This window comes from Variovorax sp. 05L425, from assembly GCF_056397705.1.
Genome location: NZ_JBFTNY010000002.1, coordinates 195,947 through 219,538, shown reverse-complemented (window position 1 = coordinate 219,538; position 23,592 = coordinate 195,947). Strand labels below are relative to the sequence as shown.

Genomic DNA, 23,592 nt, shown 5'->3' with positions numbered 1-23,592 from the left:
CTGAAAAAAGAAGGGCGCCCGAGGGCGCCTTCTTCTCTTGCTTGCAGCGAGTGCGAGCCTACAGGGTATCAATAAAGCTGCGCAGCTTGTCGGAACGCGACGGATGCTTGAGTTTGCGGAGTGCCTTCGCCTCGATCTGGCGGATGCGCTCACGCGTCACGTCGAACTGCTTGCCGACTTCTTCCAGCGTGTGGTCCGTCGACATCTCGATGCCGAAGCGCATGCGCAGCACCTTGGCTTCGCGCGGCGTGAGGCTGTCGAGGATGTCCTTGACCACGTCGCGCAGGCCGGCTTGCATCGCGGCCTCGATCGGCGCCGTGTTGCTGCTGTCCTCGATGAAGTCGCCCAGATGCGAATCGTCGTCGTCGCCGATGGGGGTTTCCATCGAGATCGGCTCCTTCGCGATCTTCATGATCTTGCGGATCTTGTCTTCCGGGATCTCCATCTTCGCGGCCAGGATGCCGGCGTCGGGCTCGAAGCCGAACTCCTGCAGATGCTGGCGGCTGATGCGGTTCATCTTGTTGATGGTCTCGATCATGTGCACCGGGATGCGGATGGTGCGCGCCTGGTCGGCGATCGAGCGGGTGATTGCCTGGCGAATCCACCACGTCGCGTACGTCGAGAATTTGTAGCCGCGACGGTATTCGAACTTGTCGACCGCCTTCATCAGGCCGATGTTGCCTTCCTGGATCAGGTCGAGGAACTGCAGGCCGCGGTTCGTGTACTTCTTGGCGATGGAGATCACGAGACGCAGGTTGGCCTCGATCATTTCCTTCTTGGCATCGCGCGAAGACGATTCGCCTTCGTTCATGCGCTTGTTGATGTCCTTGAGCTCGGCGAGCGGCACCACCACGCGCGATTGGATGTCAGCCAGACGCTGCTGCAGTTCCTGCACCGGCGGGATGTTGCGCGAGAGCACGGCGCTCCAGGGCTTGCCGGCGGCAGCCTGCTTTTCGACCCACTTGAGGTTGAGCAGGTTGGAGGCGACGCGATTGCCGTTCTTGTCATAGCCGCTGAAGTCGCGGATGAACTCTTCCTGCGGGAAGCCGCACTTGTCCACGATGATGCGGCGCAGTTCGCGCTCTTTCTTGCGGACGTCGTCGACCTGCGTGCGTACCAGGTCGCACAGCTTCTCGATCGTGCGGGCCGTGAAGCGGATGGTCATCAGCTCTTCGGAGAGCGAATGCTGTGCCTTCTGGTAGCCGGGCGTGCCGTAGCCTTCCTTGTCGTAGATCTTGTGGATCTTCTCGAACAGCACGGCGATGCGGTCGAAGCGCTCGAGCGCGTCGCGCTTGAGTTCCTCGAGCTTCTTGGTCAGCGCCTTGGAGCCGCCCTTGCCGTCGTCGTCGTCTTCCTCGTCGAACTCGTCAAAGTCTTCTTCGGCCACGTAGTCGTCGGCCTCGTTGGGGTTCGAGAAGCCGTCGACGATGGTCGAGATGACGACCTTGCCCTCGCGGATGTCTTCGCCCAGGCGCAGGATCTCGGCGATCGTCGCGGGCGAAGCCGAGATGGCTTCCATCATGGCCATCAGGCCGCCTTCGATGCGCTTGGCGATTTCGATTTCGCCTTCACGCGTAAGCAATTCGACCGTGCCCATTTCGCGCATGTACATGCGCACGGGGTCGGTGGTGCGGCCGAATTCGCTGTCCACCGTGGAAAGGGCGGCTTCGGCTTCTTCCTCGGCTTCCTCGACCGTGGTGGCGGTCGGGGCGGTGTTGTTCAGCAGCAGGGTTTCCGCGTCGGGCGTCTGCTCGTAGACGGCCACGCCCATGTCGTTGAGCATGGTGACCACGACTTCCATGGTCTCGGCGTCGACCAGCTTGTCGGGCAAGTGGTCGGAGATTTCACCATGGGTGAGATAGCCGCGGGTCTTGCCGAGCGTGATCAGGGTCTTGAGGCGCGAGCGGCGCTTGGCAAGGTCTTCCTCGGAAAGCACGGTCTCGTCGAGGCCGAATTCCTTCATCAAGGCGCGTTCCTTCGCCTTGCTGATCTTCATTCGCAGCGGCTTGACCTTTTCTTCGGTCGCTGCGACCGCCGGTTCTTCACCTGCCAGATCGTCCTCGATGTCGGACAAATCGATGTCGCTGGATACGGGCTCGTTGCCGGCCTTGGGCTTGCGGCCGCGTTTGGCGCCGCCGGCTGCGGCAGGCGTACCGGCTGCCTTGGGGGGGCGGCCGACCTTCTTGGCGGCGGGTTTCGGGGTGTCAGCGGTGGTGGTCGTTTTCGTGGGCACGGTTTTCACTTTCGTTGCTGCAGACGCCTTGGACGCGGCAGCGCCCGTCTTGGTTGCCGGCAGCGCGGCTTTTTTCAACGGCATTTCTGCAGCGGGCTTCTTGGCGGTAGACACGGCAGGCTTCTTTGAACTGGGCATAAGACCTCGAACAACAAGATGGACCAAGCGGAATCAAAGCGCCACAAACCCGGCGCAGGCAGGAGCACAAACAATGAGGCGACGAGGACTCGAGGTCCTCGAACGGCCGTCAAAAGGCAAGATGTCGGGCGAACATTTGGTGTGCAGTCCTTGCGGTGTATTGACCCGTTTCCCGTCGGGAAGTGCATTGCGCTTGGGGTCGGCCCGGAGGTGCTGCTGTCGCTCTTGCCTAATTCGCGTTCTAGCGAAGCCTCACATTATAGCGTGTTACAGATTTTTCAAGCCCCATTTGGCGTGCTCGGCTTGAGGCGCTGGCGCAATTCGAGACGGCGGGCTTCCAGCGCCTTGTAGCGCTCCAATGCCCGCGGGTCGATTTTTGCCGCCTCGACGGCCTCGGTTTGCTGCACCTTGAGCAGGTCGTCGAGCATGTAGTCGAGCACGTTGCGCAATTCCCGGATCGCGTCGGCGGCCTGTTCGCCTTCGGCATTGCCGATGGGGCTGCCGTCGGGGCCGGTCATGACACGGAGGGCCAGGGTTTCGAACGGCTGGTTTCGCAGGCCCTCGCGCAACGCGGCCCAGGATTGAACGCCGTGCTCGTGCAACTGGCTGTCGAGCCACGCGAAAAGCAGCCCGTGATCGCCGGGAAGGTCGCAGAGCAGGGCGTGCAACTCATGGGACAGGCCTTCCCACTCGGCCATGTTCGACAGGATGAGCCTTGCGGCGACGTCGGGGCGACTGGTCGGCAATTTGCGCCCGCCGGGCGGCGGACGAGGCACCGGCGCCCGGGAGGACTTGAAGCGTCGTCTTTCGGAGGTGGGCCGGGGTTGATTGTCGATCCACTCGTTTCGATCATTCCACCCGTTCCAGTCCTCATCCGGAGGGGCCGATTGAGGCGCGGGGGCATGGGTTCTTGCCGGCGCCGGCGCCCACAATTGCTCCAATTCCTGTCCGCTCAACTGCACCAGGGAGGCGATTTCACCGAGCAATTGGCGTTTCAGGGCGCCTTCGGGAAGGGCGGTCCAGAGCGGCCGCGCGTTGCTTGCCATGTGGGCGCGGCCCTCCGCCGTCCCGAGGTCGCAACCATCACTGGCGGCTTCGATCAGGAAGCGGCTCAGCGGCGTCGCGTCGTTCACGAAGCGTGCGAAGGCGTCGGCGCCGAATTCCCGGATGAAGCTGTCGGGATCGTGTTCGGTCGGCAGAAACAGGAACTTGATGCTGCGCACGTCGGTCGCGTACGACAGCGCGCCGTCAAGCGCCTTGCGCGCGGCGCGACGGCCGGCGGCATCGCCGTCGAAACTGAAAACGACCGATTCGGTGAAGCGGAACAGCTTTTGCACATGCTCGGGCGTGCAAGCGGTTCCCAACGTCGCGACGGCATTCGGGAAGCCGAGTTGCGCGAGGGCGACCACGTCCATGTATCCCTCGGTGACAAGAGCGTAGCCCCGGTCGCGGAAGGCCGCACGGGCTTCGTAAAGCCCATACAGCTCGCGCCCCTTGCTGAAAACCGGTGTTTCCGGCGAATTCAGGTACTTGGGCTTCTCGTCGCCCAGCACCCGGCCGCCGAAGCCGATGCATTCCCCCTTGACGTTGCGAATCGGGAACATCACCCGGTCGCGGAAGCGGTCGTAGCGCTTGCCTTCCCCGTTGTCGTCCGCTTCGCCGGCAATCACCAGGCCGGTTTCCACCAGCAGCGGGTCGTCGTAGTCGGGAAACACGCTGGCCAGCGAGCGCCAGCCGGCCGGCGCGTAGCCGATGCCGAACTGTCGCGCGATCTCGCCGGACACGCCACGGCCCTTGAGGTAGCTGATCGCGCCGGGTGCCTGCCGCAGATGCTTCCGATAGGCCTCGCCGGCCTTTTCCAGCACTTCGGACAAGGTGGCTTGCTTCTGGCGTTGGCCGGCGGCCCGGGCCCGTTCTTCGGGGGAGGCGTCGTCCTCGGGAACCTGCATGCCGTACTGGCCGGCAAGATCGTGCACGGCCTCGACGAATCCCATTCCGCCGTGTTCCATGAGGAAGCCGATCGCGTTGCCATGCGCACCGCAGCCGAAGCAGTGATAGAACTGCTTGGTGGGGCTGACCGAAAACGAGGGAGACTTCTCTCCGTGAAACGGGCAAAGCCCCATGAAATTGGCGCCCGCCTTTTTGAGCTGAACGTAGCGCCCGACGATTTCCACCACGTCGGCGCGTGCGATCAGTTCCTGGATGAATGAAGCGGGGATGGTCATGTAGGCGGAGAGCGGCAGATGATACGCAAGCCATCAATCAGTCGCCGGCCGGCGGCATACTGGCCTTCCCGGAATCGACGCATGATTCGCCGAACCATCATCCATGCACCGCCCTTGTTTCGACATCCGTTGAGATTCATTTGGGAGGCCCTCAAGGGCTTCAAGGCCAACCAGGGGCTGTTGCTCGCCGGTGCGGTCGCCTATTACGCGCTGCTGTCGATCGTTCCGCTCCTGATCGTGAGCGTGATCACGCTCTCCCGGTTCATCGAGCAATCCGCGCTGCTCGAGGCTGTCGGGCGCTATCTCGAATGGCTGCTGCCGGGGCAGTCGCGAGCCATCGTCGCCGAGTTGTCGAATTTCCTCGCCCATGCGGATGTCCTCGGGCCGGTGTTGTTGGTGACGATGATTTTTTTCAGTTCGCTCGCCTTCACCGTGCTCGAAAGCGCGATGGCGGTGATCTTTCATCATCGCAAGGCGGATCATTCGCGGCATTTCCTGGTGTCGGTGGTGATGCCGTATATCTACATCCTTTGCCTGTGCTTCGGGCTGCTGCTGGTCACGCTGGTGTCAGGGGCATTGCAGGTCATCGGCGAGGAGACCATCGATTTGTTCGGCCACCGCTGGTCGCTCTCGGGGGTCTCGGGGCTGCTGCTGTATTTGCTCGGATTGGCCGGCGAGATCCTGATGCTGACTTCGCTCTACCTGGTCATGCCCGTCGGCCAGCTCAGGCTGCGGCATGCACTGCTCGGCGGAGTCACCGCGGCGCTGCTCTGGGAAGTCACGCGCCGGTTGCTGGTGCTCTACTTTGCGACGCTGTCGCAGGTCAACGTCGTCTACGGTTCGCTGACAACCGCGATCGTGGTCTTGCTGAGCCTTGAAATCGCGGCGACGCTGGTGCTCTTCGGCGCCCAGGTGATTGCGCAATACGAGCGCCTGGAGCGCACCGGTAGCCTGCTGCCGGAGGACGACACCGAAGGCGCCCTCGGCAGCGTCAGCGCGGCGCCAAACGAATCGCGCCGTCGAGTCGGATCACCTCGCCGTTGAGCATGTCGTTCTCGATGATGTGCTTGGCGAGCTTGGCGTAGTCGTCCGGCGTGCCAAGGCGCGAAGGGAAGGGCACGCTCGCAGCGAGCGCATCCTGGACTTCCTGCGGCATGCCGAAAAGCATCGGCGTCCCGAAAATGCCGGGTGCGATCGTCATGTTGCGGATGCCGTTGCGCGCCAGGTCACGTGCGATCGGCAGCGTCATGCCCACCACGCCGCCCTTCGACGCGCTGTAGGCAGCCTGCCCGATCTGCCCGTCGTAGGCCGCGACCGAGGCGGTGGAAATCAACACGCCGCGTTCCCCGGTCGCTTCCGGTTCGTTCTTGCTCATGGCGTCCGCCGCGAGACGGATCATGTTGAAGCTGCCGATCAGGTTGACCGTGACAGTCTTGCTGAAGACGGCGAGCGCATGCGGCCCGGTCTTGCCAACCGTCTTCTCGGCCGGCGCGATGCCGGCGCAGTTGACCAGCCCCATCAGCTTGCCCAGTTTCAGCGCCGCGGCCACGGCCGCCTGCCCATCCGCTTCCTGACTCACGTCACACTTGACGAAAACACCGCCGATATCCTTGGCGACCGCCTCGCCCTTGTCGGCCTGCATGTCGGCAACGACCACCTTGCCCCCATTCGCCGCCAGCATCCGCGCTGTACCCTCGCCAAGGCCCGAAGCCCCGCCCGTCACGATAAAAACCTTGCCGTCAATTTGCATGTAAGTCTCCAAAGATAAGCCGCCAATTATCAAAGACCCACAGCGGACAAAAGGGCGCAAGTTCGGGAAACACCGCGGAACCGGCTTTGCCGGGCCGCTGGTGTTGCCCCCGGTAGGGGGTGGGCGGCTACACGAAGTGAGCCAACCTGGGGGCGAGCAAAAAAAAGCCCCCGTCCGAAGACGAGGGCCCTGAATTGGATCCCGAAGGACCCAAGGAGACAATCGACGCCCGCTTCAAGCGGGCTCTGAATGACTTTTATGAATTAGCGCTTGCGCGTAGCGGTTTGAGCGGTGCTCTTGGCTGCGTTCACGGCGGTGGTCGACACGGCCTGGAAGTTGGCTTCAGCGACGTCGGTCGCTTGCTTGACGGCCTTTTGCACCGATTCGAAAGCGTTGTTGGCGGCAGCCACGGCGCTCTTCATCACGGCAACGGCGGTTTCCGAACCGGCCGGGGCGTTCTTGGCGGCGCTGTCGACGAGGCCGACAAAGGCTTGCTGAGCTTCAGCGGCCTTCACTTCGAAAGCCTTGGTGAACTCGGCGCCGGTGCCTTGGGCGATGTCGTACAGGTGACGGCTGTAGGCAGCGGTCTTTTCGGCGAGGGGCTGGAACAGGCTTGCTTGCAGGGAGAGCAGCTCTTGCGCGTCCTTGACGTTCAGCAGGGCCTGGCTGGTGCCGGCGGCTTCGGTCAGTGCAGCCTTGGAGGCGGTCACGTTCAGTTCGACGAGCTTTTCGACGCCTTCGAAAGCCTTGGTGGTCAGGCCGAACAGGGTTTCGAGGTTGGCTTTTTGGGCGGCGATGAGTTGGTCAGCAGTAAGGGCCATTGAGGTGCTCCAGTTGAGGTGAAAGATGGATTCGCGGTGAGCTGCCCCTCTATCGATGTTGCGGTGCAGCATGGGCCCAAGTATAGGCAGACGCGAGTTGTAAACAAGAGGATTCTTGTTGCCATGCAGCAATTTAGAACGCTGCTTCTAAATCAAGGCTGACAATGTTTCTGATGCGTGCGTTTTATTCAGGTCAGTTCGTCCTGCCGTTGCCGCCGGGACATCGTTTTCCAATGAGCCGCTATGCCATGCTGCGCGACGGGCTTGAACGCGAGCTGCCGCAAGTCCTCATGATTCAGGCCCCGCGCGCCAGCGATGGTGAACTGGCATTGGCGCACACGCCGCAATGGATCACCGCGATCAGCGATGGCAGCGTCAGCGCCGAGGCGATGCGCGAAATCGGTTTTCCATGGAGCGAGGCGATGGTGGAGCGCTCTCGCCGCTCCACGGGTGCAACCATTGCCGCTTGCCGCGCAGCGCTCGATGAAGGCATCTCGGCGAACATGGCTGGTGGGACGCACCATGCGAGCGCGGGCAAGGGTGGCGGCTTCTGCGTCTTCAACGACGCGGCCGTGGCCGCGAGGCTCATGCAGGCGGAGCACGGGCGGCGCGGCCGCGTACCGCTCCAGGTCGCCATCGTCGACCTCGACGTGCATCAGGGCAACGGCACCGCGAGTATCTTTCGCGATGACCCAAGTGTGTTCACCCTGTCGTTGCACGGTCAGAAGAACTTCCCCTTCCGAAAAGAGGCGAGCGACCTCGACGTCGAGCTTCCGGACGGTTGCGGGGACGCCGACTATCTAGCCGCCCTCGAACAGGCGCTCGACGAACTCGAACGGCGGTTCACGCCCGGACTGGTCATCTATCTTGCCGGCGCCGACCCCTTCGAGCGCGACAGGCTGGGCCGGCTCAAGCTGAGTTTCGACGGCCTGGAGGCGCGCGACCGCCGCGTGTTCGATTTCGCCTGGCAGCGGCGCATTCCCTTGGTATTCGCGATGGCGGGCGGCTATGCGGCGGATATCGCGGAGACCGTGCAGGTGCAGCTAGGCACCTTTCGCGTGGCGTTCGAATACTGGCGGCGCTGGCAAAATGCCGCGCCATGAACGACAGACCCTCCCCGCAGAACCGCAGCAGCTACCGCGCCTTTCGCAGCATCCCGACGCGCTGGGCGGACAACGACATGTACGGGCATGTCAACAACGTCGTCTACTATGGCTGGTTCGACACCGCCGTCAACGCGTACCTGATCGAGCGCGGGGCGCTGGACATCCATCAAGGCACGACGGTGGGATTCGTGGTCGAGACGCAGTGCAACTACTTCGCCCCGCTCGCGTTTCCCCAGACTGTGGAGGCGGGCATCCGCGTGGCGCACGCCGGCAGTTCGAGTGTGCGCTACGAAATCGGCCTGTTCGCCGAGGGCGCAGAGACGGCGGCGGCCCAGGGGCATTTCGTCCATGTGTACGTTGACCGGATCACACAACGCTCCGTCAAACTTCCGCCCGCGCTGCTCGCGGTCATCGACGAACTCCGGATCTGACGGCCTCAAGAAAAACGGCGTCCAGGGACGCCGTTTTTTAGTGGTGCAAGCGATGTCGCTTACATCTTCCTCATGGTTGTCTTGATGACATCTTCATGGTCTGGATTTCGGCCTTTCCTCGAGCCTCCTCGGCCTTGGCTTCCTTTTCGCAAGCGCTCTTGGCCGCGCCCTTCTGGTCGTCGCATTTTTCCTTCGCGACTTCATAGTTGGCCTTTACCTTCTCTTCGGCGACATTGCGGGAGTGACTGTCGCTGGGCTTGTATTGCTGTTCGAGTTCAGCCTTGGCGACGTTTTCCTTGCCCTTGGCCTGCTTGTCGCATACGTCCTTGGCGTTGTCCTTCAAGGTGTCGCACTGGGCCTTGTCGACCTTGTAGTTGGCCTCGATCTTTTCCTTGGCTACTTTGTATTCATCGGACGTCATCGCGCTGGCTTGGCCGGCGACAAGGCAAGTCGATGCGATGGCGATCATGAGCAGTTGCTTTTTCATGGCTTGGTCCCTCTGTAGTTGCTGAATGGGTGGGATCGGACGGGTCTGGGCGGTTGACCGCTTCAGACGCGCTCCATCCAGATCGCAGGTGTGCGGCCGTCACGGGTTTCCCATGCAGCGACCTGCTTCTCGGCTTCGTCCCGGCTGATGCCGTGGCGTTCCTGGATGCGGCCGAGCAACTGGTCGCGCTTGCCCGCGATGACATCGAAGTCATCGTCGGTGAGCTTGCCCCACTGCTCCTTGACCTTTCCCTTGAGTTGCTTCCAGTTGCCTTCGACGGTGTCTTTGTTCATCACGTATCTCCTTCAAGATAAGGTTTCGCCACCGGCCTGGATGTCGTGTGGGCCGGCGTGAAGACACTGTCGCGTGATGCCCTCGGAATGCCGGTAGGACGCTCGGGGAACGGGTCGTAGGCACATGCCGACGCGGCCCGTGATAATCGAACGCACGCCGAACGATTACCCGGAGACCAGCGCGCCGCATCATGATCATCCACAGCCTGCTCGATACCGATCTCTACAAGTTCACGATGATGCAGGTGGTGCTGCACCAGTTTCCGGGGGCGCGCGTCGAATACCGTTTCAAGTGCCGCAATCCCGGCATCGACCTGGCCCGGTTTGCCGGGCAGATACGGGAAGAGGTGCGTCACCTCTGCTCGCTGCAGTTCAAGGATGCCGAGTTGAGCTACCTGCGCTCGATGCGGTTCATCAAGAGTGATTTCGTCGATTTCCTCGGACTGTTCCGCCTCAACGAGAAGTACATCGACATCGTTCCGCAGCCCTCCGGTGAGTTGGAGATCCGCATCAAGGGGCCGTGGCTGCACACGATCCTATTCGAGATCCCCGTGCTGGCGATCGTGAACGAGGTGTACTTCCGAAATACCCAGCCGCAGCCCGACATGGCCGAAGGCCGCCGGCGGCTCGAGACGAAGATCGCGCAGTTGCAGGACGCCGGCCTCGCAGACCTCAAGATCGCCGACTACGGCACGCGTCGTCGCTTCTCCAAGGACTGGCACGAAGAGGTGTTGCGTACGCTCGCCGCGCGCCTGGGGGCTGTCACGGCGCCACCGCAACAAGCCCACGCCCAGGCAAAGCTGCCGCAGTTCGCGGGCACGAGCAACGTGCTGTATGCGATGAAGCTCGGGGTGATCCCGCTCGGGACCATGGCGCACGAATACCTCCAGGCTTGCCAGGCACTCGGGCCGAGGCTGCGCGACAGCCAGATCTTCGGCTTCGAGATCTGGGCCAAGGAGTACCGCGGCGACCTGGGTATTGCGCTCTCCGACGTGTACGGCATGAGCGCGTTCCTGCGCGATTTCGACCTGTACTTCTGCAAGCTGTTCGATGGCGCGCGTCACGACAGCGGCGATCCCTTCCAATGGGGCGAACGCATGCTGGCCCACTACAGCACCAACCGTGTCGATCCGCTCACCAAAACGCTGATCTTCAGCGACAGCCTCACGGTGCCTCGCACCGTCGAGCTCTACCAGCAGTTCCGTGGCCGCTGCCAGCTCGCTTTCGGCATCGGCACCAACCTGACCAACGACCTGGGCTACGAGCCGCTGCAGATCGTGATCAAGATGGTCGCGTGCAACGACCAGCCGGTGGCGAAGCTGTCGGACACGCCCTCCAAGAACATGTGCGAAGACGAACGATACCTGGCCTATCTGCGCCAGGTCTTCGAGATCGCCCAGCCCGTCGCATGACGGTCGCGGCTTCGACGAGGAACGTCGCCCGGTCGCTTGCACTCGTCGCGCTCATGTTGCCGGCGATCGCGCTGGCGGCCGATTTCGACGGCGCTCGCCTGTCGCCACTGTGGGGCGTGCCTTTCGCCGGCGTCCTGCTGTCGATCGCAGTGCTGCCGCTGCTGGCGCCATCGTTCTGGCATCACCACTATGGCAAGGTCGTGGCGGGGTGGGCGTTGGCCTTCCTGCTGCCCTTTGCAGCGAGCTTCGGCGTCTCGCTGGCGCTTGCGCAACTCGTGCATGCGCTGGTCGCCGAATACATTCCCTTCATCATCCTGCTGGCTGCATTGTTCGCCGTCTCGGGAGGCATCCACATTCGCGGGAATCTCCGTGGATCGCCGAAGCTCAACACGGCGATCCTGGCGATCGGCGCGGTGCTTGCCAGCCTCATGGGAACGACTGGGGCTTCGATGCTGCTGATCCGCCCCCTGATACGCGCCAACGATGATCGCAAGCACAAGGTGCATGTGATCGTGTTCTTCATCTTCATCGTCTCGAACGTGGGCGGTTCACTGACGCCGCTGGGCGATCCACCGCTGTTCCTGGGCTTTCTGAAGGGCGTCGACTTCTTCTGGACCGCACGGAACATCTTTCCCGAGACCTTGTTTCTGGTCGGCATCCTGCTGGTGCTGTTCTACATGCTCGATGCGTGGTACTACAGGCACGGTGGCACGTACGCAGTCGACCCGACGCCGGACACACGGAGCATCGGCTTCGACGGAGCGGTCAATTTCTGGTTGCTGGCTGCCACGGTCTTTTTCGTCCTGCTGAGCGGTCTCTGGAAATCGCCGATCAGCTTCGACATTCTTGGCACCGAGATGGGATTGCCTGGCCTTGTGCGCGACGTGGCCTTGATCGCGATCATCCTTTTGTCGCTCAGGATCACCGCACCCCAGGTGCACGCCGACAACCAGTTCAACTGGGGTCCGATGGTGGAGGTTGCGAAGCTCTTCGCCGGCATTTTCCTGACCATCGTGCCGGTGATCGCGATGCTGAAGGCCGGCGTCGACGGTCCTTTCGGCGCGATCGTCTCTGCGGTCACGCATCCCGACGGACAGCCCAATCCGGCGATGTATTTCTGGGCCACCGGAATTCTCAGCTCCTTCCTCGACAATGCGCCMACGTACCTGGTGTTCTTCAATACGGCCGGCGGCGATCCGCAGGCGCTGATGACCACCTATGCGACGACGCTGGCCGCGATATCGGCGGGTGCCGTGTTCATGGGGGCCAACACTTACATCGGCAATGCGCCCAACCTGATGGTCAAGGCCATCGCGGAAAGCCGGGGCGTGCGCATGCCGAGTTTCTTCGGCTACATGGTGTGGTCGGGCGCCATCCTGGTGCCGCTTTTTGTTCTTGCCACCTTCATCTTCTTCCGTTGATCATGAGCAAACCCAAAATCCTCGTCGCGCGTTCGATCTTTCCAGAGACCATCGCGCGACTTGAAGCGCATTTCGACGTCGAGTCCAACCAGAACGACGAAAGCTGGACCAAGGCCCGGCTGATCGACAAGCTCCAGGGCAAGGCCGGTGTCTTCACCACCGGCAGCGAACGCATCGATGCCGAAGTGCTCGACGCCTGCCCCGACCTGAAGATCTGCGCCAACATGGCCGTGGGCTACAACAACTTCGACATCGAGGCCATGACCGCCCACGGCGTGCTCGGCACGAATGCGCCGGACGTGCTGACCGAGACCACGGCCGATTTCGGATTCGCGCTGCTGATGGCCACGGCCCGCCGCATCGCGGAAAGCGAGCATTTCCTGCGCGCGGGCAAGTGGGAAAAGTGGAGCTACGACATGTTCGCGGGCTCCGATATCCACGGCTCCACGCTCGGCATCATCGGCATGGGCCGGATCGGGCAAGGGATCGCGCGGCGCGGGGCGCTGGGTTTCGGCATGAAGGTGATCTATCACAACCGGTCGCGGCTCGACGCCCAACTCGAGGCCGAGTGCAAGGCCAGCTACGTGGGCAAGGAAGAGTTGCTCAAGACCGCCGATCACGTGGTGCTCGTCGTGCCCTATACCCCTGCGTCGCACCACACGATCGGCGCTGCCGAGTTGGCGCTGATGAAACCCACGGCCACCCTGGTCAACATCGCACGCGGCGGGATCGTCGACGACGCGGCGCTTGCCGCGGCTCTAGGCGAGAAGCGCATCGCCGCTGCCGGCCTCGATGTGTTCGAGGGCGAACCGAAGGTGCACCCTGATTTGCTGAAGGTGCCGAACGTCGTGCTGACGCCGCACATCGCGAGCGCCTCCGTGCCGACGCGGCGCGCCATGGCCGACCTGGCAGTGGACAACCTCATCGGCTATCTCGTCAACAACAAACCGGTCACGCCGCTCAATCCCGCCGTGGTCGCCAACCGATAGAAAACAACAAGACCCGTGATCGAAACCTGGATCCTGCTGGCCCTGGCGGCCTTGAATTTCATCCTCGTCGTCTGGCTGCTGGTGCGGAGGCCCGCTCCGCCGGATCACTCCGCGCTGATTGCGACGCTGGCCGCGAACAACGAGCGTGTCGAGCGCGAACTGCGCCACGAGATCGGGGAATCCTCGCGCGGCGCCCGACAGGAGACGGCGCAGGCGTTCTCCACGTTCCAGCAGGCGCTCGTTCATCAGGGCGCCGAAAACACGCGCACGCAAAACGCGCAGATCGACGCCTTCGCGCAGCAACTCAACCTGCTCCAGAAGACGCTGGGTGACACCCTCAACACGCAACTCCAGGGCCTGAGCGAATCGAACGCCCGGCGGCTGGCGGAAGTGCGCGCGACCATGGAGACGCAACTCGCGCAGCTCCAGCAGACCAACACCGCCAAGCTCGACGAGATGCGCAAGACGGTCGACGAGAAGCTCCAGAGTACGCTCGAAGCGCGTCTGGGCGAGAGCTTCAAGCAGGTTGCGGACCGGCTCGAGCAGGTTCACAAGGGGCTGGGCGAGATGCAGACGCTCGCTGTCGGTGTCGGCAGCCTGCAGCGGGTGCTGACCAACGTGAAAACGCGCGGCGTGTTCGGTGAGGTTCAGCTCGAAGCGCTGCTCGAACAGGTGCTGACGACCGACCAGTACGCCAAGCAGATCGAAACCAAGCCGCGCAGCGGACAGCGCGTGGACTTCGCGATCCGCTTTCCGGGGCGGGGCGACGACGGTGCCCCGGTCTGGTTGCCGATCGACGCCAAGTTTCCGCGCGACGATTACGAGCGCTTGCTCGATGCCCACGAACGGGCCGACCCTGGCGCGGCGGAAATCGCTGCCAAGGCGCTGGAGGCGCGCATTCGCACCGAGGCCCGGTCCATCGCCGAGAACTACCTGGCGGCGCCGCACACCACCGACTTCGCGATCCTTTTCCTTCCCGTGGAAAGCCTCTACGCGGAGGTGCTGCGCCGCCCCGGACTGATGGATGCCATCCAGCGCCAGCATCGCGTGACGCTGGCCGGCCCGACCACACTGCTGGCGATGCTCAACAGCCTGCACATGGGCTTTCGCACGCTGGCGCTGGAGCATCAGGCTTCCGAAGTCTGGAAGGTGCTCGGAGCAGTCAAGACCGAGTTCGAGCGCTATGGCGAATGGGTCGCGCGCATCAAGGAGCAAGTGGCGAAGGCATCCGACACGATCGACAAGGCTGACACCCGCGCCAAGCAGATGCGGCTTGCGCTGCGCAAGGTCGAAGCGCTGCCGGAGTCCCAGACACAAGGGATGCTGCCGCTCGCCGACGGCGAGGACGACGGTACCGCGTGAACGCGAGCCTGCTCAGGCTCATTGCTGCGCAGGTTTGCCTGCACGCGGCGATGACGGGCACCCGGCTGGCGGCGCCGCTGCTGGCGCTGAGCGAGGGCTACAGCGCCGCGGCGGTCGGCGTGCTGCTTTCGCTCTTTGCCCTGACGCAGGTCTTCCTGGCGTTGCCGGCGGGCCGCTTTGCTGATCGCCATGGGTTGCGGCGTCCGCTTTTCATTGCCGTGTCTGCGGCCACTGCGGGCGCGGGGCTCGCGGCGGCATTTCCCGTGTTTCCGGTGCTTTGCATTGCCGCACTCCTCACGGGCGGCGCCACCGGCATCGCGGTGATTGCATTGCAGCGTCATGTCGGGCGTGCGGCGAGCAGTCCGACGCAGCTCAAGCAGGTGTTCAGCTGGCTCGCGATCGCGCCGGCGGCCGCGAACTTCGTCGGCCCCTTTGTCACCGGGCTTCTAATCGACCATGCTGGGCCAACGGCGGGCGACCTGATCGGCTATCGGGTGGCCTTCGTGCTGTTGGCACTGTTGCCCGTCGCGTGCTGGATGCTGGCACGCGGCACGCATGAGCTGCCGACGACACGACCGCCCGATGGTGCGCCCAAGCCGCGCGCCTGGGATCTCCTGGGGCAGCCGATGTTCCGTCGCCTGCTGTTCGTGAACTGGCTGCAATCCGCCTCCTGGGACGTGCACACCTTCGTCCTGCCGATCCTGGGCCATGAACGAGGGCTGAGCGCTTCGGTGATCGGCTCCATCCTCGGCGCCTTTGCCGTGGCTGCGGCCGGCATCCGCGTCGTGCTGCCGATGGTGGCTTCGCGCCTGAGCGAACGGACTGTGATCACCGCCTCCAACGTGATCACTGCGCTCGTGTTCGCGGCCTATCCGCTGATGTCGTCGGCGATCGGCATGGGCGCATGTTCGGTGATGCTGGGTATCGCGCTCGGCGCCGTGCAGCCCATGGTGATGAGCATGCTGCACCAGATCACACCGCACGCCCGCCACGGCGAGGCGCTGGGCCTGCGTGTGATGACGCTCAATGCTTCAAGCGTCGCGATGCCGATGCTCTTCGGCGCCGCAGGCGCGGTGATCGGCATAGCGGGCGTGTTCTGGATCGTGGGCGGCGTCGTGGCACTCGGCACGCGCTCGGTCTGGGGCCTGCAGGTCCCCAGCGCGGCCGACGCAGCCTGAGCGCCGGCGCCGGGGAACGCGTCAGAGCTTGTAGAAGCGCTTGATGTAGTCCCACGCGTCTTGCGGCGCGTCGACGTATTCGATCAGCTTCACGTCCTCGGGCGAAATCACGCCTTCCTCGGCGAGAAATTCGAAATTGACGAGCTGCTTCCAATAGTCCGAGCCGAAAAGCACGATCGGGACCGGCTTCGCCTTGCGGGTCTGGACGAGCGTGATCACCTCGAAGAGTTCATCCAGCGTGCCGAACCCGCCCGGAAACGCGACCAGCGCCTTCGCCCGCATCATGAAATGCATCTTGCGGATCGCGAAGTAGTGGAACTTGAAGCTCAGGGCCGGCGTGACGTAGGGGTTGGCTTCTTCCTCCATCGGCAGCGCGATGGCGAGGCCGACAGAAAGCCCCCCGCCTTCGTACGCACCGCGATTGGCGGCCTGCATGATCCCGGGGCCGCCGCCAGTGCAGACGAAGAGCTTGTCTTCCGGCTCCCGGTCGTTGCTGTATTGCGCGACCAGCTTGCCGAAGGCGCGCGCCTTTTCGTAATAGTGCGAACTGCGCGCGAGCTTGCGCCAGCGAGTAGCGGCGACGGTGTCGCCGGCCGCCTCGGCCTGGGCGATCAGGGCGCCGGATTCCTCTTCGCTGCGGAAGCGGGCGCTGCCGAACACCACCACCGTGTTCTCGATGCCGTGGGCGCGCATTTCGATGTCGGGTTTCATCAGTTCCAGCTGCATGCGAAGTCCGCGCGTCTCGCGGCGGAGCAGGAATTCGGGATCGGCGAACGCCAGCCGCGACGGATCGGTGTTCAGCGGGAGTCCCTTGTCCGAATGGGCCTGCAGGGTGGCCCACGCGTCGGCAAGGCGTTTGTCGTGAAGGTCGTGTGTACTGTTGGGCATGTTCTTGCGGGAAAAAACGATCCTGGATCCTGAATTGTGCGCCTTGCAGTTTTTGGGCCCAGTCCGTCGGCGCAGACGCAAAAAAGGCTCCCGAAGGAGCCTTTTTCATGACCGTTCAATGGCTGAGACGGCTTAGACGCGCTTGCGGTATTCGCCGGTGCGAGTGTCGATTTCGATGCGGTCGCCTTGGGCAACGAAGAGCGGCACGCCGATTTCGAAGCCCGTGGAGATCTTGGCAGGCTTCATGACCTTGCCCGAGGTGTCGCCCTTGACGGCCGGCTCGGTCCAGGTGATTTCGCGCTCGACGCTGGTGGGCAGTTCGACCGAAATGGCCTTGCCGTCATAGAACACCACTTCGACGGGCATGCCGTCTTCGAGGTAGTTGAGCGAGTCGCCCATGTTCTCGGCTTCGACTTCGTACTGGTTGTATTCGGTGTCCATGCAGACGTACATCGGATCGGCGAAGTAGGAGTAGGTGCACTCCTTCTTGTCGAGCACGATCTGGTCGATCTTGTCGTCGGCCTTGAAAACCACTTCGGTGTTGAAGTTGGCGATCAGGCTCTTGAGCTTCATGCGCACGGTGGCGGAATTGCGGCCGCCGCGGCTGTATTCGGTCTTGAGGACGACCATCGGGTCCTTGCCGTGCATGATCACGTTGCCGGCGCGAATTTCTTGAGCGATTTTCATAATCAGGGTCTCTGGATGTAAGCCGCTCGTTGCACATGCACCGCGGCGGGTTCAGCGGAAGGCGGGCAACAGGTGAAACCCGGCCGGAAATCCGCAAAGCCCGCAATTTTAGCTTTTTTGGGCGACGAAGCGCCGCAAGCGCGTCAAAAGATCCTCTTGCGACAGCAGGGATGCACGCGCTGCCAGGGCGGTCGTGCTCCAGGTCGTGAGCGTCGGTTTGTCGAGCGGCGGAAGGGCGCCAGGGGTGACGCCGTTCCAGAGATGGTGAAAAAGCCGCAGGGAAGGAGCTGCTTGCAGCCAATCCAGGAGGGCGTCGAGCTTGTTGTGGTGCGCGTCGTCGTCCTGCGGATAGATCTGCCAGACGAAGGGCGCGCCAGCCCAGAGCGCCCGCACCAGCGAATCTTCTCCTCGGACGAAGTTGAGGTCACAGGCCCAGAGAAGATGGTCGAAATCCCGATGCGACACATAGGGCAGCCACGAAATGGAGAGCGCGCCGCGCTGGGCAGGGCCCGGCGGTAGGGCTGCAGTCGCGCGACCGGCCGTGACAAGGAGGCGAGTCGGTTGTTCAGCGCCCTGCAGTTGCGCCAGCAGATCTCCAAGCGCCCGCGGCTCGTAGCAGAACAGCGAGATGAGTCGTTCGCCCTGCCATGGAATTCCCTGCTGCGCCAACCATGCCTTGCGGTCGAAGCGCTCCCTGCGCGCCATCAGGTCGGGCTCGCGCAGCAAGCCACCGGTGGCCGTCGTGAATCCCGGATAGAAAAAGTGCTTGGTCAGGCCGGCGCCGGGTTCACGGAATACGGGGGAGGGCAATCCATGCAGCCGTTCCACATAAGGTTCGGCCGACAGGTATTCCAGGTTGATCCATCTGTTGTCCGTGCCGGCTCCGTGGCGCTGCTGCGCGAAGAGCGCGACGACCTGGGGGGCGGGATCGCAACCGAAGGCTTCGATCAGCACGTCTGGCGCCGGGGTAGCGGGCGAGTCCGCGGCCTCCCGTTCCGTCCAGGTGACGACGGAGACGCCTTCGCAGCCACCGGGCGCCATCCAGTTCAGTGCGGAGGGATCGTCGATCCAGAGGCGCACCGTCTCGCCCTCCGCCGCCAGCGCAGCTGCGAGCCGCCAGCAGACGCCGACGTCGCCATGGTTGTCGATCACCTTGCAGAAAATGTCCCAGCGCATCGCGGGATACTCTACAGCCCCTCATGGCGACATCGGAGACAGCATTCATGTCACAGCACTCGGCCGACATCCTCTGGCAGCGCGGCGACCAGGACTTCCTGGGAAACAAGTACAGCCGCCGCCACCTCATCCGCTTCGACGGCGGTGCCGAATGGCTCGGCTCGTCGTCGCCGCACGTGGTGCCGGTGCCGTTGTCCGATCCCGCGGGCGTCGACCCCGAGGAGGCTTTCGTCGCTTCGCTGTCGAGCTGCCACATGCTGTGGTTCCTGTCGATCGCCGCCGAGCGCGGCTTTTGCGTGGATCGCTACAGCGACCAAGCAATCGGGCAGATGGGCCGCAGCGCCGCGGGAAAGGTCGTGATCACCGTCGTCACGCTGCGACCGGACGTGCGGTTTTCCGGCGAGAAGCTCCCGTCGCATGCGCAGATCGAGGCCATGCACCACGCGGCGCACGACCAGTGCTTCATCGCCAATTCGGTCAAGACCGATGTGCGTTGCGAGCCGGTCCTGGCCCGCGCGGCACCACAATAAAGACGATGTCAGAAACGCATTCCGAACAGTTGCTCAGCGAAGTGGCGTCGTTGCCGCAGTTGCCCGGCGTCTACCGCTACTTCGACGCGGCGGGCGCGGTGCTCTATGTGGGCAAGGCGCGCAATCTCAAGAAGCGCGTGGCGAACTATTTCCAGAAGAATCACGCCGGCACACGCATCGGCCACATGATCTCGAAAATCTCACGCATGGAGACCACGGTGGTGCGCTCCGAGGCGGAGGCGCTGCTTCTTGAGAACAACCTGATCAAGACGCTCAAGCCGCGCTACAACATTCTCTTTCGCGACGACAAGAGCTATCCCTATCTCAAGATCGCTTCGCACACCTTTCCGCGGCTGGCCTATTACCGCGGCTCGGTCGATCGCAAGCATCGCTATTTCGGGCCGTACCCGAGCGCATGGGCGGTGAAGGAGTCGATCCAGCTGCTGCAGAAAGTCTTCAAGCTGCGCACTTGCGAGGACACGGTCTTCAGCAACCGTACGCGGCCGTGCCTGCTCTACCAGATCAAGCGCTGCAGCGGGCCTTGCGTGGATTACATCGCACCGGAAGCCTACGCACAGGACGTCGCCAACGCCGAAGCCTTCCTGATGGGCGATACCCAGGCCGTGCTCACCCAACTCGAGGCGCGAATGATGGCGCATGCCGAGAAGCTCGAGTTCGAGCAGGCGGCCGAGTTGCGCAACCAGATGTCGGCGCTTTCGCGCGTGCTGCACCAGCAGTCTGTCGAGATCGCCTCCGACAAGGATGTCGACATCCTCGCGGTCAAGGTTCAGGGCGGCAAGGCTTGCGTCAACCTGGCGATGGTGCGCGGCGGCCGGCATCTGGGCGATCGGGCGTACTTTCCGGTGCACGTCGAAGACGCAACGCTGATCCAGCATAGCGAGCGCGATGTGGAAGGCGACGACGATGTGCCGGATGTGCCGGATGTGCCGGATGTGCCGGATGTGCCGGATGCGGTCGAGGTCCAGGTTCTCGAGGCTTTCATTGCGCAGCACTACATCGATGTTCCCGTGCCCGCCACGCTGGTGTTGAGCGAGCTTGTGAGCCGTGAGTTGATCGCGGCGGTGTCGCTGCAGGCCGGCACGCGCGTCACGGCCGTATTCCAGCCGCACGAGCAGCGGCGCCACTGGCTCGAGATGGCATGCAAGAACGCCAGCCTGCAACTGGCACGCCTGCTCGCGGAAGAGGGCTCGCAGCAGGCCCGCACGCGCGCCCTGGTCGATGCGCTTGAACTCGCGCCGGATGACCTCGACACCTTCCGCGTCGAGTGCTTCGACATTTCGCACACGGCGGGTGAAGCGACGCAGGCCTCTTGCGTGGTATTCGAGCATCACGCGATGCAGAACCGCGAATACCGCCGCTTCAACATCGAAGGCATCACGCCCGGAGACGACTACGCCGCGATGCGGCAGGTGCTGCATCGCCGCTACGGCAAGCTGGCCGAGGCCATGGCGGCAGAGACCAATGCGCCGCCGGCCGGCGATGCGGCCGGCGCGGGAACGGACGCTCCACCGGGCACTCGCTCGGCCCGCATGCCGGATCTGGTGCTGGTCGACGGCGGCAAGGGCCAGGTCTCGATGGCGCGCGAGGTGTTCAGCGAGCTTGGATTGCCACTCTCGCTGATCGTCGGCGTGGAAAAGGGCGAGGGGCGCAAGGTCGGCCTCGAAGAACTGGTGTTCGCAGACGGCCGGGAAAAGGTCTACCTCGGCCGGGATTCGGCGGCACTGATGCTGGTCGCGCAGATCCGCGACGAGGCGCACCGTTTTGCCATCACCGGCATGCGCGCCAAGCGAGCCAAGGTGCGGGTGGGCGGCAGCCAGCTCGAAGACATCCCCGGTATTGGCCCCAAGCGCCGCGCCCGGTTGCTCCAGCGCTTCGGGGGCATTCGCGGCGTTGCGGCGGCCAGTGTGGAAGATATCGCGTCGGTCGACGGCATCGCGTTCGACCTTGCCGAGGAAATCTACCGGGCGCTGCACTAGACCCTTGGGCTCGAGGCTTCTCGGCGAGCACCCGAGAACAGTCTTCATGCCATGACACAATCGAGCCGATGTTCTGGACTCTGCCAACGATCATGACCTGGGCGCGCATCGTCGCGATTCCGCTGATTGTGGGCGTGTTCTACCTGCCGTTGTCCGAGCCCATGCGCAACCTCATCGCGACGGTGATGTTCATCATCTTCGCGGCGACGGACTGGCTGGACGGTTTTCTGGCGCGCAGGCTCAACCAGACTTCGGCCTTCGGTGCATTCCTCGATCCCGTCGCCGACAAGTTCCTCGTCTGCGCGTCGCTGCTCGTGCTGGTGCACCTGAATCGCGCCGATGTGTTCGTGGCGCTGATCATCATCGGACGTGAAATCGCCATCTCGGCGCTTCGCGAGTGGATGGCGCAGATCGGGGCCGGCAAGAGCGTCGCGGTCCACATGATCGGCAAGGTCAAGACCGCGGTGCAAATGGTCGCCATCCCGTTCCTGCTCTTCAACGGCATGTTGTTCGGCTGGATCGATACAGGCGCCTGGGGCCAGTGGCTGATCTGGATTTCCGCCGTGCTCACGGTCTGGTCGATGGTCTACTACCTGCAAAAAGCGATTCCCGAAATTCGGGCCCGGGCCAAATGACCGACACGGCCCGCTCTGCGGGCTGGTTGCGTGCGATGCCGGGTGTCTTCGTGCTCATCTGGAGTACCGGCTTCATCGTGGCGCGCTATGGCATGCCCTACGCGCCACCGCTCGAGTTCCTGGCGGTGCGCTATGCGCTGTCGGTCGTCTGCTTCCTGATCTGGGTGCGCCTCGCGCGTGTCGCGTGGCCCCGCAAGCGCTTGCAGTGGAGCCATCTCGCCGTCACCGGCGTGCTGATGCAGGCCGGCTATCTGGGTGGCGTGTGGGCGGCGGTTCGGGCCGGCATGGGCTCGGGGCTTGTGGCGCTGCTGGTCGGTATTCAGCCAGTGTTGACCGCGGTCTGGTTGTCTTTGCGCGGCGGCACGGTCACTCGGCGTCAATGGGCGGGACTTCTGCTCGGCTTCGTGGGGCTGGTTCTCGTTGTTTCGCGCAAGCTGGGTGAGGGCGGCGAAGTCAGCATGCTGACCATGGGGCTTGCGATCATGGCGCTGCTATCGATCACGGCGGGCACGCTGTATCAGAAGCGATTCGTGGCGCCCTGCGACGTGCGCAGCGCCAACGCCATCCAGTTGGCGGCAGCGCTGATTGTCACGTTGCCCTTCGCGGCGCTGGAGCAGGACAGCATTCACTGGAACCTGTCTTCGGGCGGCGCGATGGCTTGGTCGGTGCTGGCGTTATCGCTGGGCGGAAGCTCGCTGCTCTACATCCTGATCCAGCGCGGCACGGCGACGGCGGTCACGAGTCTGCTCTATCTGGTGCCGCCATGTACGGCGGTCATGGCATGGCTGCTTTTCGCTGAACCGATCACTGCGATGACGCTTGCAGGCATTGCGCTGACCGCCGTCGGCGTGAGTCTGGCGGTTCGCGGCGCGCGCTGAAACCGCTCAGCGTACGGCCGCGCTACCGCTCTTCCAGGGCTCCGAACGAAAACGTTCCACCAGGAAATCGATTAGCAGGCGTACGCGCTTCGGCGTCTTGGGCCGCCAAGGCGCGATCCATTGCACATCGGCATCAGGCATCGTGTACTGGGGCAACACACGGGCGAGCTTTCCCGATGCGAGCAAAGGCGCGATGTCCCAGAGACTGCGCAACATCACGCCGCGGCCGGCAAGGCACCAGTCTCGAACCAGTTCCCCCGAGTTGCTCGAAAGCGGCCCGCTCACGCGAACACGCGCGCTGGTGCTGTCTCGGGCGTGGTGCAACGTCCAGAGTGCGAATTCACGTTCGTCGGCTTGGTTGTTCTCCCGGGCAATCAGGCAATCGTGCGACGCCAGTGCAGCCGCGTCTGCTGGACGGCCGCGGCGCGCCAGATAGGCTGGGGAGGCTGCCAGGACGCGCTGGTTGCGCGCGATGCGACGGGTGACCCAGTCACTGGCGTGGCGCTCCTGAGGCGCCCACAGCCACACGGCGCCGTCGTAGCGCGCCGCACCAAGGTCGGGCAGTTTTTCCGCCAGGGTGAGCTGGATGTGCAATCCGGGATGCCTCTCGTTGAATATCGCTAGCGCCGGGCCGAGCCACAGCCTGCCGAACCCGAAGGTTGCGACGAGTCTGATGGTCCCGCTCAGTTCGGTCTGGCGCTCGCCCAGTTCGTTTTCCAGTGCCGCGAAGCCCTCGAGCAATCCCTTGGCATGCAGGCACACCGCTTCGCCCTCAGCGGTGGCGCTCAGCCGGCGCGTCGTCCTGTCGAAGAGGCGTTGCCCCAACTGCGCTTCCAGCGCCCCTAGTCGCTTCGTGACGACTGACGGCACGACGTCCAATGCGAGCGCTGCGCCGGCCAGGCTGCCGCGATCTCGGATAGCCATGACGAGTTCGAGATCGCTGCGATCCATTGCT

Annotated in this window: 22 protein-coding genes; 12 read left to right on the top strand and 10 right to left on the bottom strand. The window is 63.6% G+C overall.

Annotation, left to right across the window (positions count from 1 at the left end; genetic code table 11):
- Nucleotides 1-58 precede the first annotated feature (58 nt).
- Nucleotides 59-2,371: an RNA polymerase sigma factor RpoD gene (gene rpoD / locus AC1DN9_RS03225; protein ID WP_478097212.1), complete on the bottom strand. Its 2,313-nt coding sequence runs from the start codon at nt 2,369-2,371 to the stop codon at nt 59-61.
- A gap of 278 nt (nt 2,372-2,649) precedes the next feature.
- Nucleotides 2,650-4,596: a DNA primase gene (dnaG, locus tag AC1DN9_RS03220; RefSeq protein WP_478097210.1), complete on the bottom strand. Its 1,947-nt coding sequence runs from the start codon at nt 4,594-4,596 to the stop codon at nt 2,650-2,652.
- An 81-nt stretch (nt 4,597-4,677) separates the two neighbouring features.
- Here dnaG and AC1DN9_RS03215 point away from each other — a divergent pair, with 81 nt between their 5' ends.
- On the top strand, nt 4,678-5,640 hold the full coding sequence (locus AC1DN9_RS03215) for a YihY/virulence factor BrkB family protein (protein ID WP_478097208.1): 963 nt from the start codon (nt 4,678-4,680) through the stop codon (nt 5,638-5,640).
- Here the strand turns inward: AC1DN9_RS03215 and AC1DN9_RS03210 are convergent.
- Together AC1DN9_RS03210 and AC1DN9_RS03205 are read right to left on the bottom strand one after the other, a co-directional pair.
- Nucleotides 5,588-6,346, bottom strand: a complete 759-nt coding sequence (locus AC1DN9_RS03210; protein ID WP_478097206.1) for a 3-hydroxyacyl-CoA dehydrogenase — start codon at nt 6,344-6,346, stop codon at nt 5,588-5,590. The genes AC1DN9_RS03215 and AC1DN9_RS03210 overlap by 53 nt on opposite strands.
- 263 nt (nt 6,347-6,609) lie before the next feature.
- On the bottom strand, nt 6,610-7,167 hold the full coding sequence (locus AC1DN9_RS03205; RefSeq protein ID WP_478097204.1) for a phasin family protein: 558 nt from the start codon (nt 7,165-7,167) through the stop codon (nt 6,610-6,612).
- A 173-nt stretch (nt 7,168-7,340) separates the two neighbouring features.
- Here AC1DN9_RS03205 and AC1DN9_RS03200 point away from each other — a divergent pair, with 173 nt between their 5' ends.
- The gene (locus AC1DN9_RS03200) at nt 7,341-8,270 is read left to right on the top strand and encodes a histone deacetylase family protein (protein WP_478097202.1); all 930 of its coding nucleotides are present in this window, start codon (nt 7,341-7,343) and stop codon (nt 8,268-8,270) included.
- Nucleotides 8,267-8,704, top strand: coding sequence for an acyl-CoA thioesterase (locus AC1DN9_RS03195; RefSeq protein WP_478097200.1), 438 nt, complete (start codon nt 8,267-8,269; stop codon nt 8,702-8,704). Before AC1DN9_RS03200 ends, AC1DN9_RS03195 begins: the two co-directional genes overlap by 4 nt.
- 70 nt (nt 8,705-8,774) lie before the next feature.
- On the opposite strand, the gene AC1DN9_RS03190 is transcribed toward AC1DN9_RS03195, so the two are convergent.
- Both AC1DN9_RS03190 and AC1DN9_RS03185 read right to left on the bottom strand, forming a co-directional pair.
- Nucleotides 8,775-9,191, bottom strand: coding sequence for a hypothetical protein (locus AC1DN9_RS03190; protein ID WP_478097198.1), 417 nt, complete (start codon nt 9,189-9,191; stop codon nt 8,775-8,777).
- A gap of 62 nt (nt 9,192-9,253) precedes the next feature.
- Nucleotides 9,254-9,484: a CsbD family protein gene (locus AC1DN9_RS03185; RefSeq protein ID WP_478097196.1), complete on the bottom strand. Its 231-nt coding sequence runs from the start codon at nt 9,482-9,484 to the stop codon at nt 9,254-9,256.
- A gap of 191 nt (nt 9,485-9,675) precedes the next feature.
- Between AC1DN9_RS03185 and pncB the strand changes: the two genes are divergently transcribed.
- Genes pncB through AC1DN9_RS03160 form a run of 5 tightly spaced genes read left to right on the top strand, consistent with a single transcriptional unit; the run spans nt 9,676 to nt 15,846 of the window.
- Nucleotides 9,676-10,896, top strand: coding sequence for a nicotinate phosphoribosyltransferase (gene pncB, locus AC1DN9_RS03180; protein WP_478097193.1), 1,221 nt, complete (start codon nt 9,676-9,678; stop codon nt 10,894-10,896).
- Nucleotides 10,893-12,317 carry a sodium:proton antiporter gene (locus AC1DN9_RS03175; RefSeq protein ID WP_478097191.1) on the top strand — a complete coding sequence of 475 codons (1,425 nt, stop codon included), beginning with the start codon at nt 10,893-10,895 and terminating at the stop codon, nt 12,315-12,317. The genes pncB and AC1DN9_RS03175 overlap by 4 nt, the downstream gene beginning before the upstream one ends.
- Nucleotides 12,318-12,319: 2 nt before the next feature.
- Complete coding sequence (locus AC1DN9_RS03170; RefSeq protein ID WP_478097189.1) at nt 12,320-13,306, top strand: 2-hydroxyacid dehydrogenase; 987 nt, start codon at nt 12,320-12,322, stop codon at nt 13,304-13,306.
- Between the two features lie 18 nt (nt 13,307-13,324).
- On the top strand, nt 13,325-14,668 hold the full coding sequence (locus tag AC1DN9_RS03165) for a DNA recombination protein RmuC (RefSeq protein WP_478097538.1): 1,344 nt from the start codon (nt 13,325-13,327) through the stop codon (nt 14,666-14,668).
- On the top strand, nt 14,665-15,846 hold the full coding sequence (locus AC1DN9_RS03160; protein ID WP_478097187.1) for an MFS transporter: 1,182 nt from the start codon (nt 14,665-14,667) through the stop codon (nt 15,844-15,846). Before AC1DN9_RS03165 ends, AC1DN9_RS03160 begins: the two co-directional genes overlap by 4 nt.
- A 21-nt stretch (nt 15,847-15,867) precedes the next feature.
- On the opposite strand, the gene AC1DN9_RS03155 is transcribed toward AC1DN9_RS03160, so the two are convergent.
- From AC1DN9_RS03155 to earP, 3 genes are all read right to left on the bottom strand, one after another.
- Nucleotides 15,868-16,734, bottom strand: coding sequence for an LOG family protein (locus tag AC1DN9_RS03155; RefSeq protein WP_478097185.1), 867 nt, complete (start codon nt 16,732-16,734; stop codon nt 15,868-15,870).
- A 132-nt stretch (nt 16,735-16,866) separates the two neighbouring features.
- Complete coding sequence (efp, locus tag AC1DN9_RS03150) at nt 16,867-17,421, bottom strand: elongation factor P (RefSeq protein ID WP_028253416.1); 555 nt, start codon at nt 17,419-17,421, stop codon at nt 16,867-16,869.
- Between the two features lie 108 nt (nt 17,422-17,529).
- A complete protein-coding gene (gene earP, locus AC1DN9_RS03145; protein ID WP_478097183.1) occupies nt 17,530-18,597 on the bottom strand; it encodes an elongation factor P maturation arginine rhamnosyltransferase EarP in 1,068 nt (355 codons plus the stop codon).
- Nucleotides 18,598-18,644: 47 nt separating this feature from the next.
- Here earP and AC1DN9_RS03140 point away from each other — a divergent pair, with 47 nt between their 5' ends.
- The 4 genes from AC1DN9_RS03140 to AC1DN9_RS03125 all read left to right on the top strand — a co-directional run bounded on the left by AC1DN9_RS03140 (nt 18,645) and on the right by AC1DN9_RS03125 (nt 22,637).
- The gene (locus AC1DN9_RS03140; protein ID WP_478097181.1) at nt 18,645-19,127 is read left to right on the top strand and encodes an OsmC family protein; all 483 of its coding nucleotides are present in this window, start codon (nt 18,645-18,647) and stop codon (nt 19,125-19,127) included.
- Nucleotides 19,128-19,132: 5 nt separating this feature from the next.
- A complete protein-coding gene (gene uvrC / locus AC1DN9_RS03135) occupies nt 19,133-21,124 on the top strand; it encodes an excinuclease ABC subunit UvrC (RefSeq protein ID WP_478097179.1) in 1,992 nt (663 codons plus the stop codon).
- A 68-nt stretch (nt 21,125-21,192) separates the two neighbouring features.
- Nucleotides 21,193-21,759 carry a CDP-diacylglycerol--glycerol-3-phosphate 3-phosphatidyltransferase gene (gene pgsA, locus AC1DN9_RS03130; RefSeq protein WP_478097178.1) on the top strand — a complete coding sequence of 189 codons (567 nt, stop codon included), beginning with the start codon at nt 21,193-21,195 and terminating at the stop codon, nt 21,757-21,759.
- Nucleotides 21,756-22,637 carry a DMT family transporter gene (locus tag AC1DN9_RS03125; protein WP_478097176.1) on the top strand — a complete coding sequence of 294 codons (882 nt, stop codon included), beginning with the start codon at nt 21,756-21,758 and terminating at the stop codon, nt 22,635-22,637. The genes pgsA and AC1DN9_RS03125 overlap by 4 nt, the downstream gene beginning before the upstream one ends.
- 6 nt (nt 22,638-22,643) lie before the next feature.
- Here AC1DN9_RS03125 and AC1DN9_RS03120 read toward each other — a convergent pair whose 3' ends face one another.
- Complete coding sequence (locus tag AC1DN9_RS03120; RefSeq protein ID WP_478097174.1) at nt 22,644-23,588, bottom strand: LysR family transcriptional regulator; 945 nt, start codon at nt 23,586-23,588, stop codon at nt 22,644-22,646.
- Nucleotides 23,589-23,592 lie beyond the last annotated feature (4 nt).

Coding starts and splice junctions, on each gene's coding strand:
- rpoD (WP_478097212.1), bottom strand. CDS start 2,371: ATGCCCAGTTCAAAGAAGCCTGCCGTGTCTACCGCCAAGAAGCCCGCT.
- dnaG (WP_478097210.1), bottom strand. CDS start 4,596: ATGACCATCCCCGCTTCATTCATCCAGGAACTGATCGCACGCGCCGAC.
- AC1DN9_RS03215 (WP_478097208.1), top strand. CDS start 4,678: ATGATTCGCCGAACCATCATCCATGCACCGCCCTTGTTTCGACATCCG.
- AC1DN9_RS03210 (WP_478097206.1), bottom strand. CDS start 6,346: ATGCAAATTGACGGCAAGGTTTTTATCGTGACGGGCGGGGCTTCGGGC.
- AC1DN9_RS03205 (WP_478097204.1), bottom strand. CDS start 7,167: ATGGCCCTTACTGCTGACCAACTCATCGCCGCCCAAAAAGCCAACCTC.
- AC1DN9_RS03200 (WP_478097202.1), top strand. CDS start 7,341: ATGCGTGCGTTTTATTCAGGTCAGTTCGTCCTGCCGTTGCCGCCGGGA.
- AC1DN9_RS03195 (WP_478097200.1), top strand. CDS start 8,267: ATGAACGACAGACCCTCCCCGCAGAACCGCAGCAGCTACCGCGCCTTT.
- AC1DN9_RS03190 (WP_478097198.1), bottom strand. CDS start 9,191: ATGAAAAAGCAACTGCTCATGATCGCCATCGCATCGACTTGCCTTGTC.
- AC1DN9_RS03185 (WP_478097196.1), bottom strand. CDS start 9,484: ATGAACAAAGACACCGTCGAAGGCAACTGGAAGCAACTCAAGGGAAAG.
- pncB (WP_478097193.1), top strand. CDS start 9,676: ATGATCATCCACAGCCTGCTCGATACCGATCTCTACAAGTTCACGATG.
- AC1DN9_RS03170 (WP_478097189.1), top strand. CDS start 12,320: ATGAGCAAACCCAAAATCCTCGTCGCGCGTTCGATCTTTCCAGAGACC.
- AC1DN9_RS03155 (WP_478097185.1), bottom strand. CDS start 16,734: ATGCCCAACAGTACACACGACCTTCACGACAAACGCCTTGCCGACGCG.
- efp (WP_028253416.1), bottom strand. CDS start 17,421: ATGAAAATCGCTCAAGAAATTCGCGCCGGCAACGTGATCATGCACGGC.
- earP (WP_478097183.1), bottom strand. CDS start 18,597: ATGCGCTGGGACATTTTCTGCAAGGTGATCGACAACCATGGCGACGTC.
- AC1DN9_RS03140 (WP_478097181.1), top strand. CDS start 18,645: ATGTCACAGCACTCGGCCGACATCCTCTGGCAGCGCGGCGACCAGGAC.
- uvrC (WP_478097179.1), top strand. CDS start 19,133: ATGTCAGAAACGCATTCCGAACAGTTGCTCAGCGAAGTGGCGTCGTTG.
- pgsA (WP_478097178.1), top strand. CDS start 21,193: ATGTTCTGGACTCTGCCAACGATCATGACCTGGGCGCGCATCGTCGCG.
- AC1DN9_RS03125 (WP_478097176.1), top strand. CDS start 21,756: ATGACCGACACGGCCCGCTCTGCGGGCTGGTTGCGTGCGATGCCGGGT.
- AC1DN9_RS03120 (WP_478097174.1), bottom strand. CDS start 23,588: ATGGATCGCAGCGATCTCGAACTCGTCATGGCTATCCGAGATCGCGGC.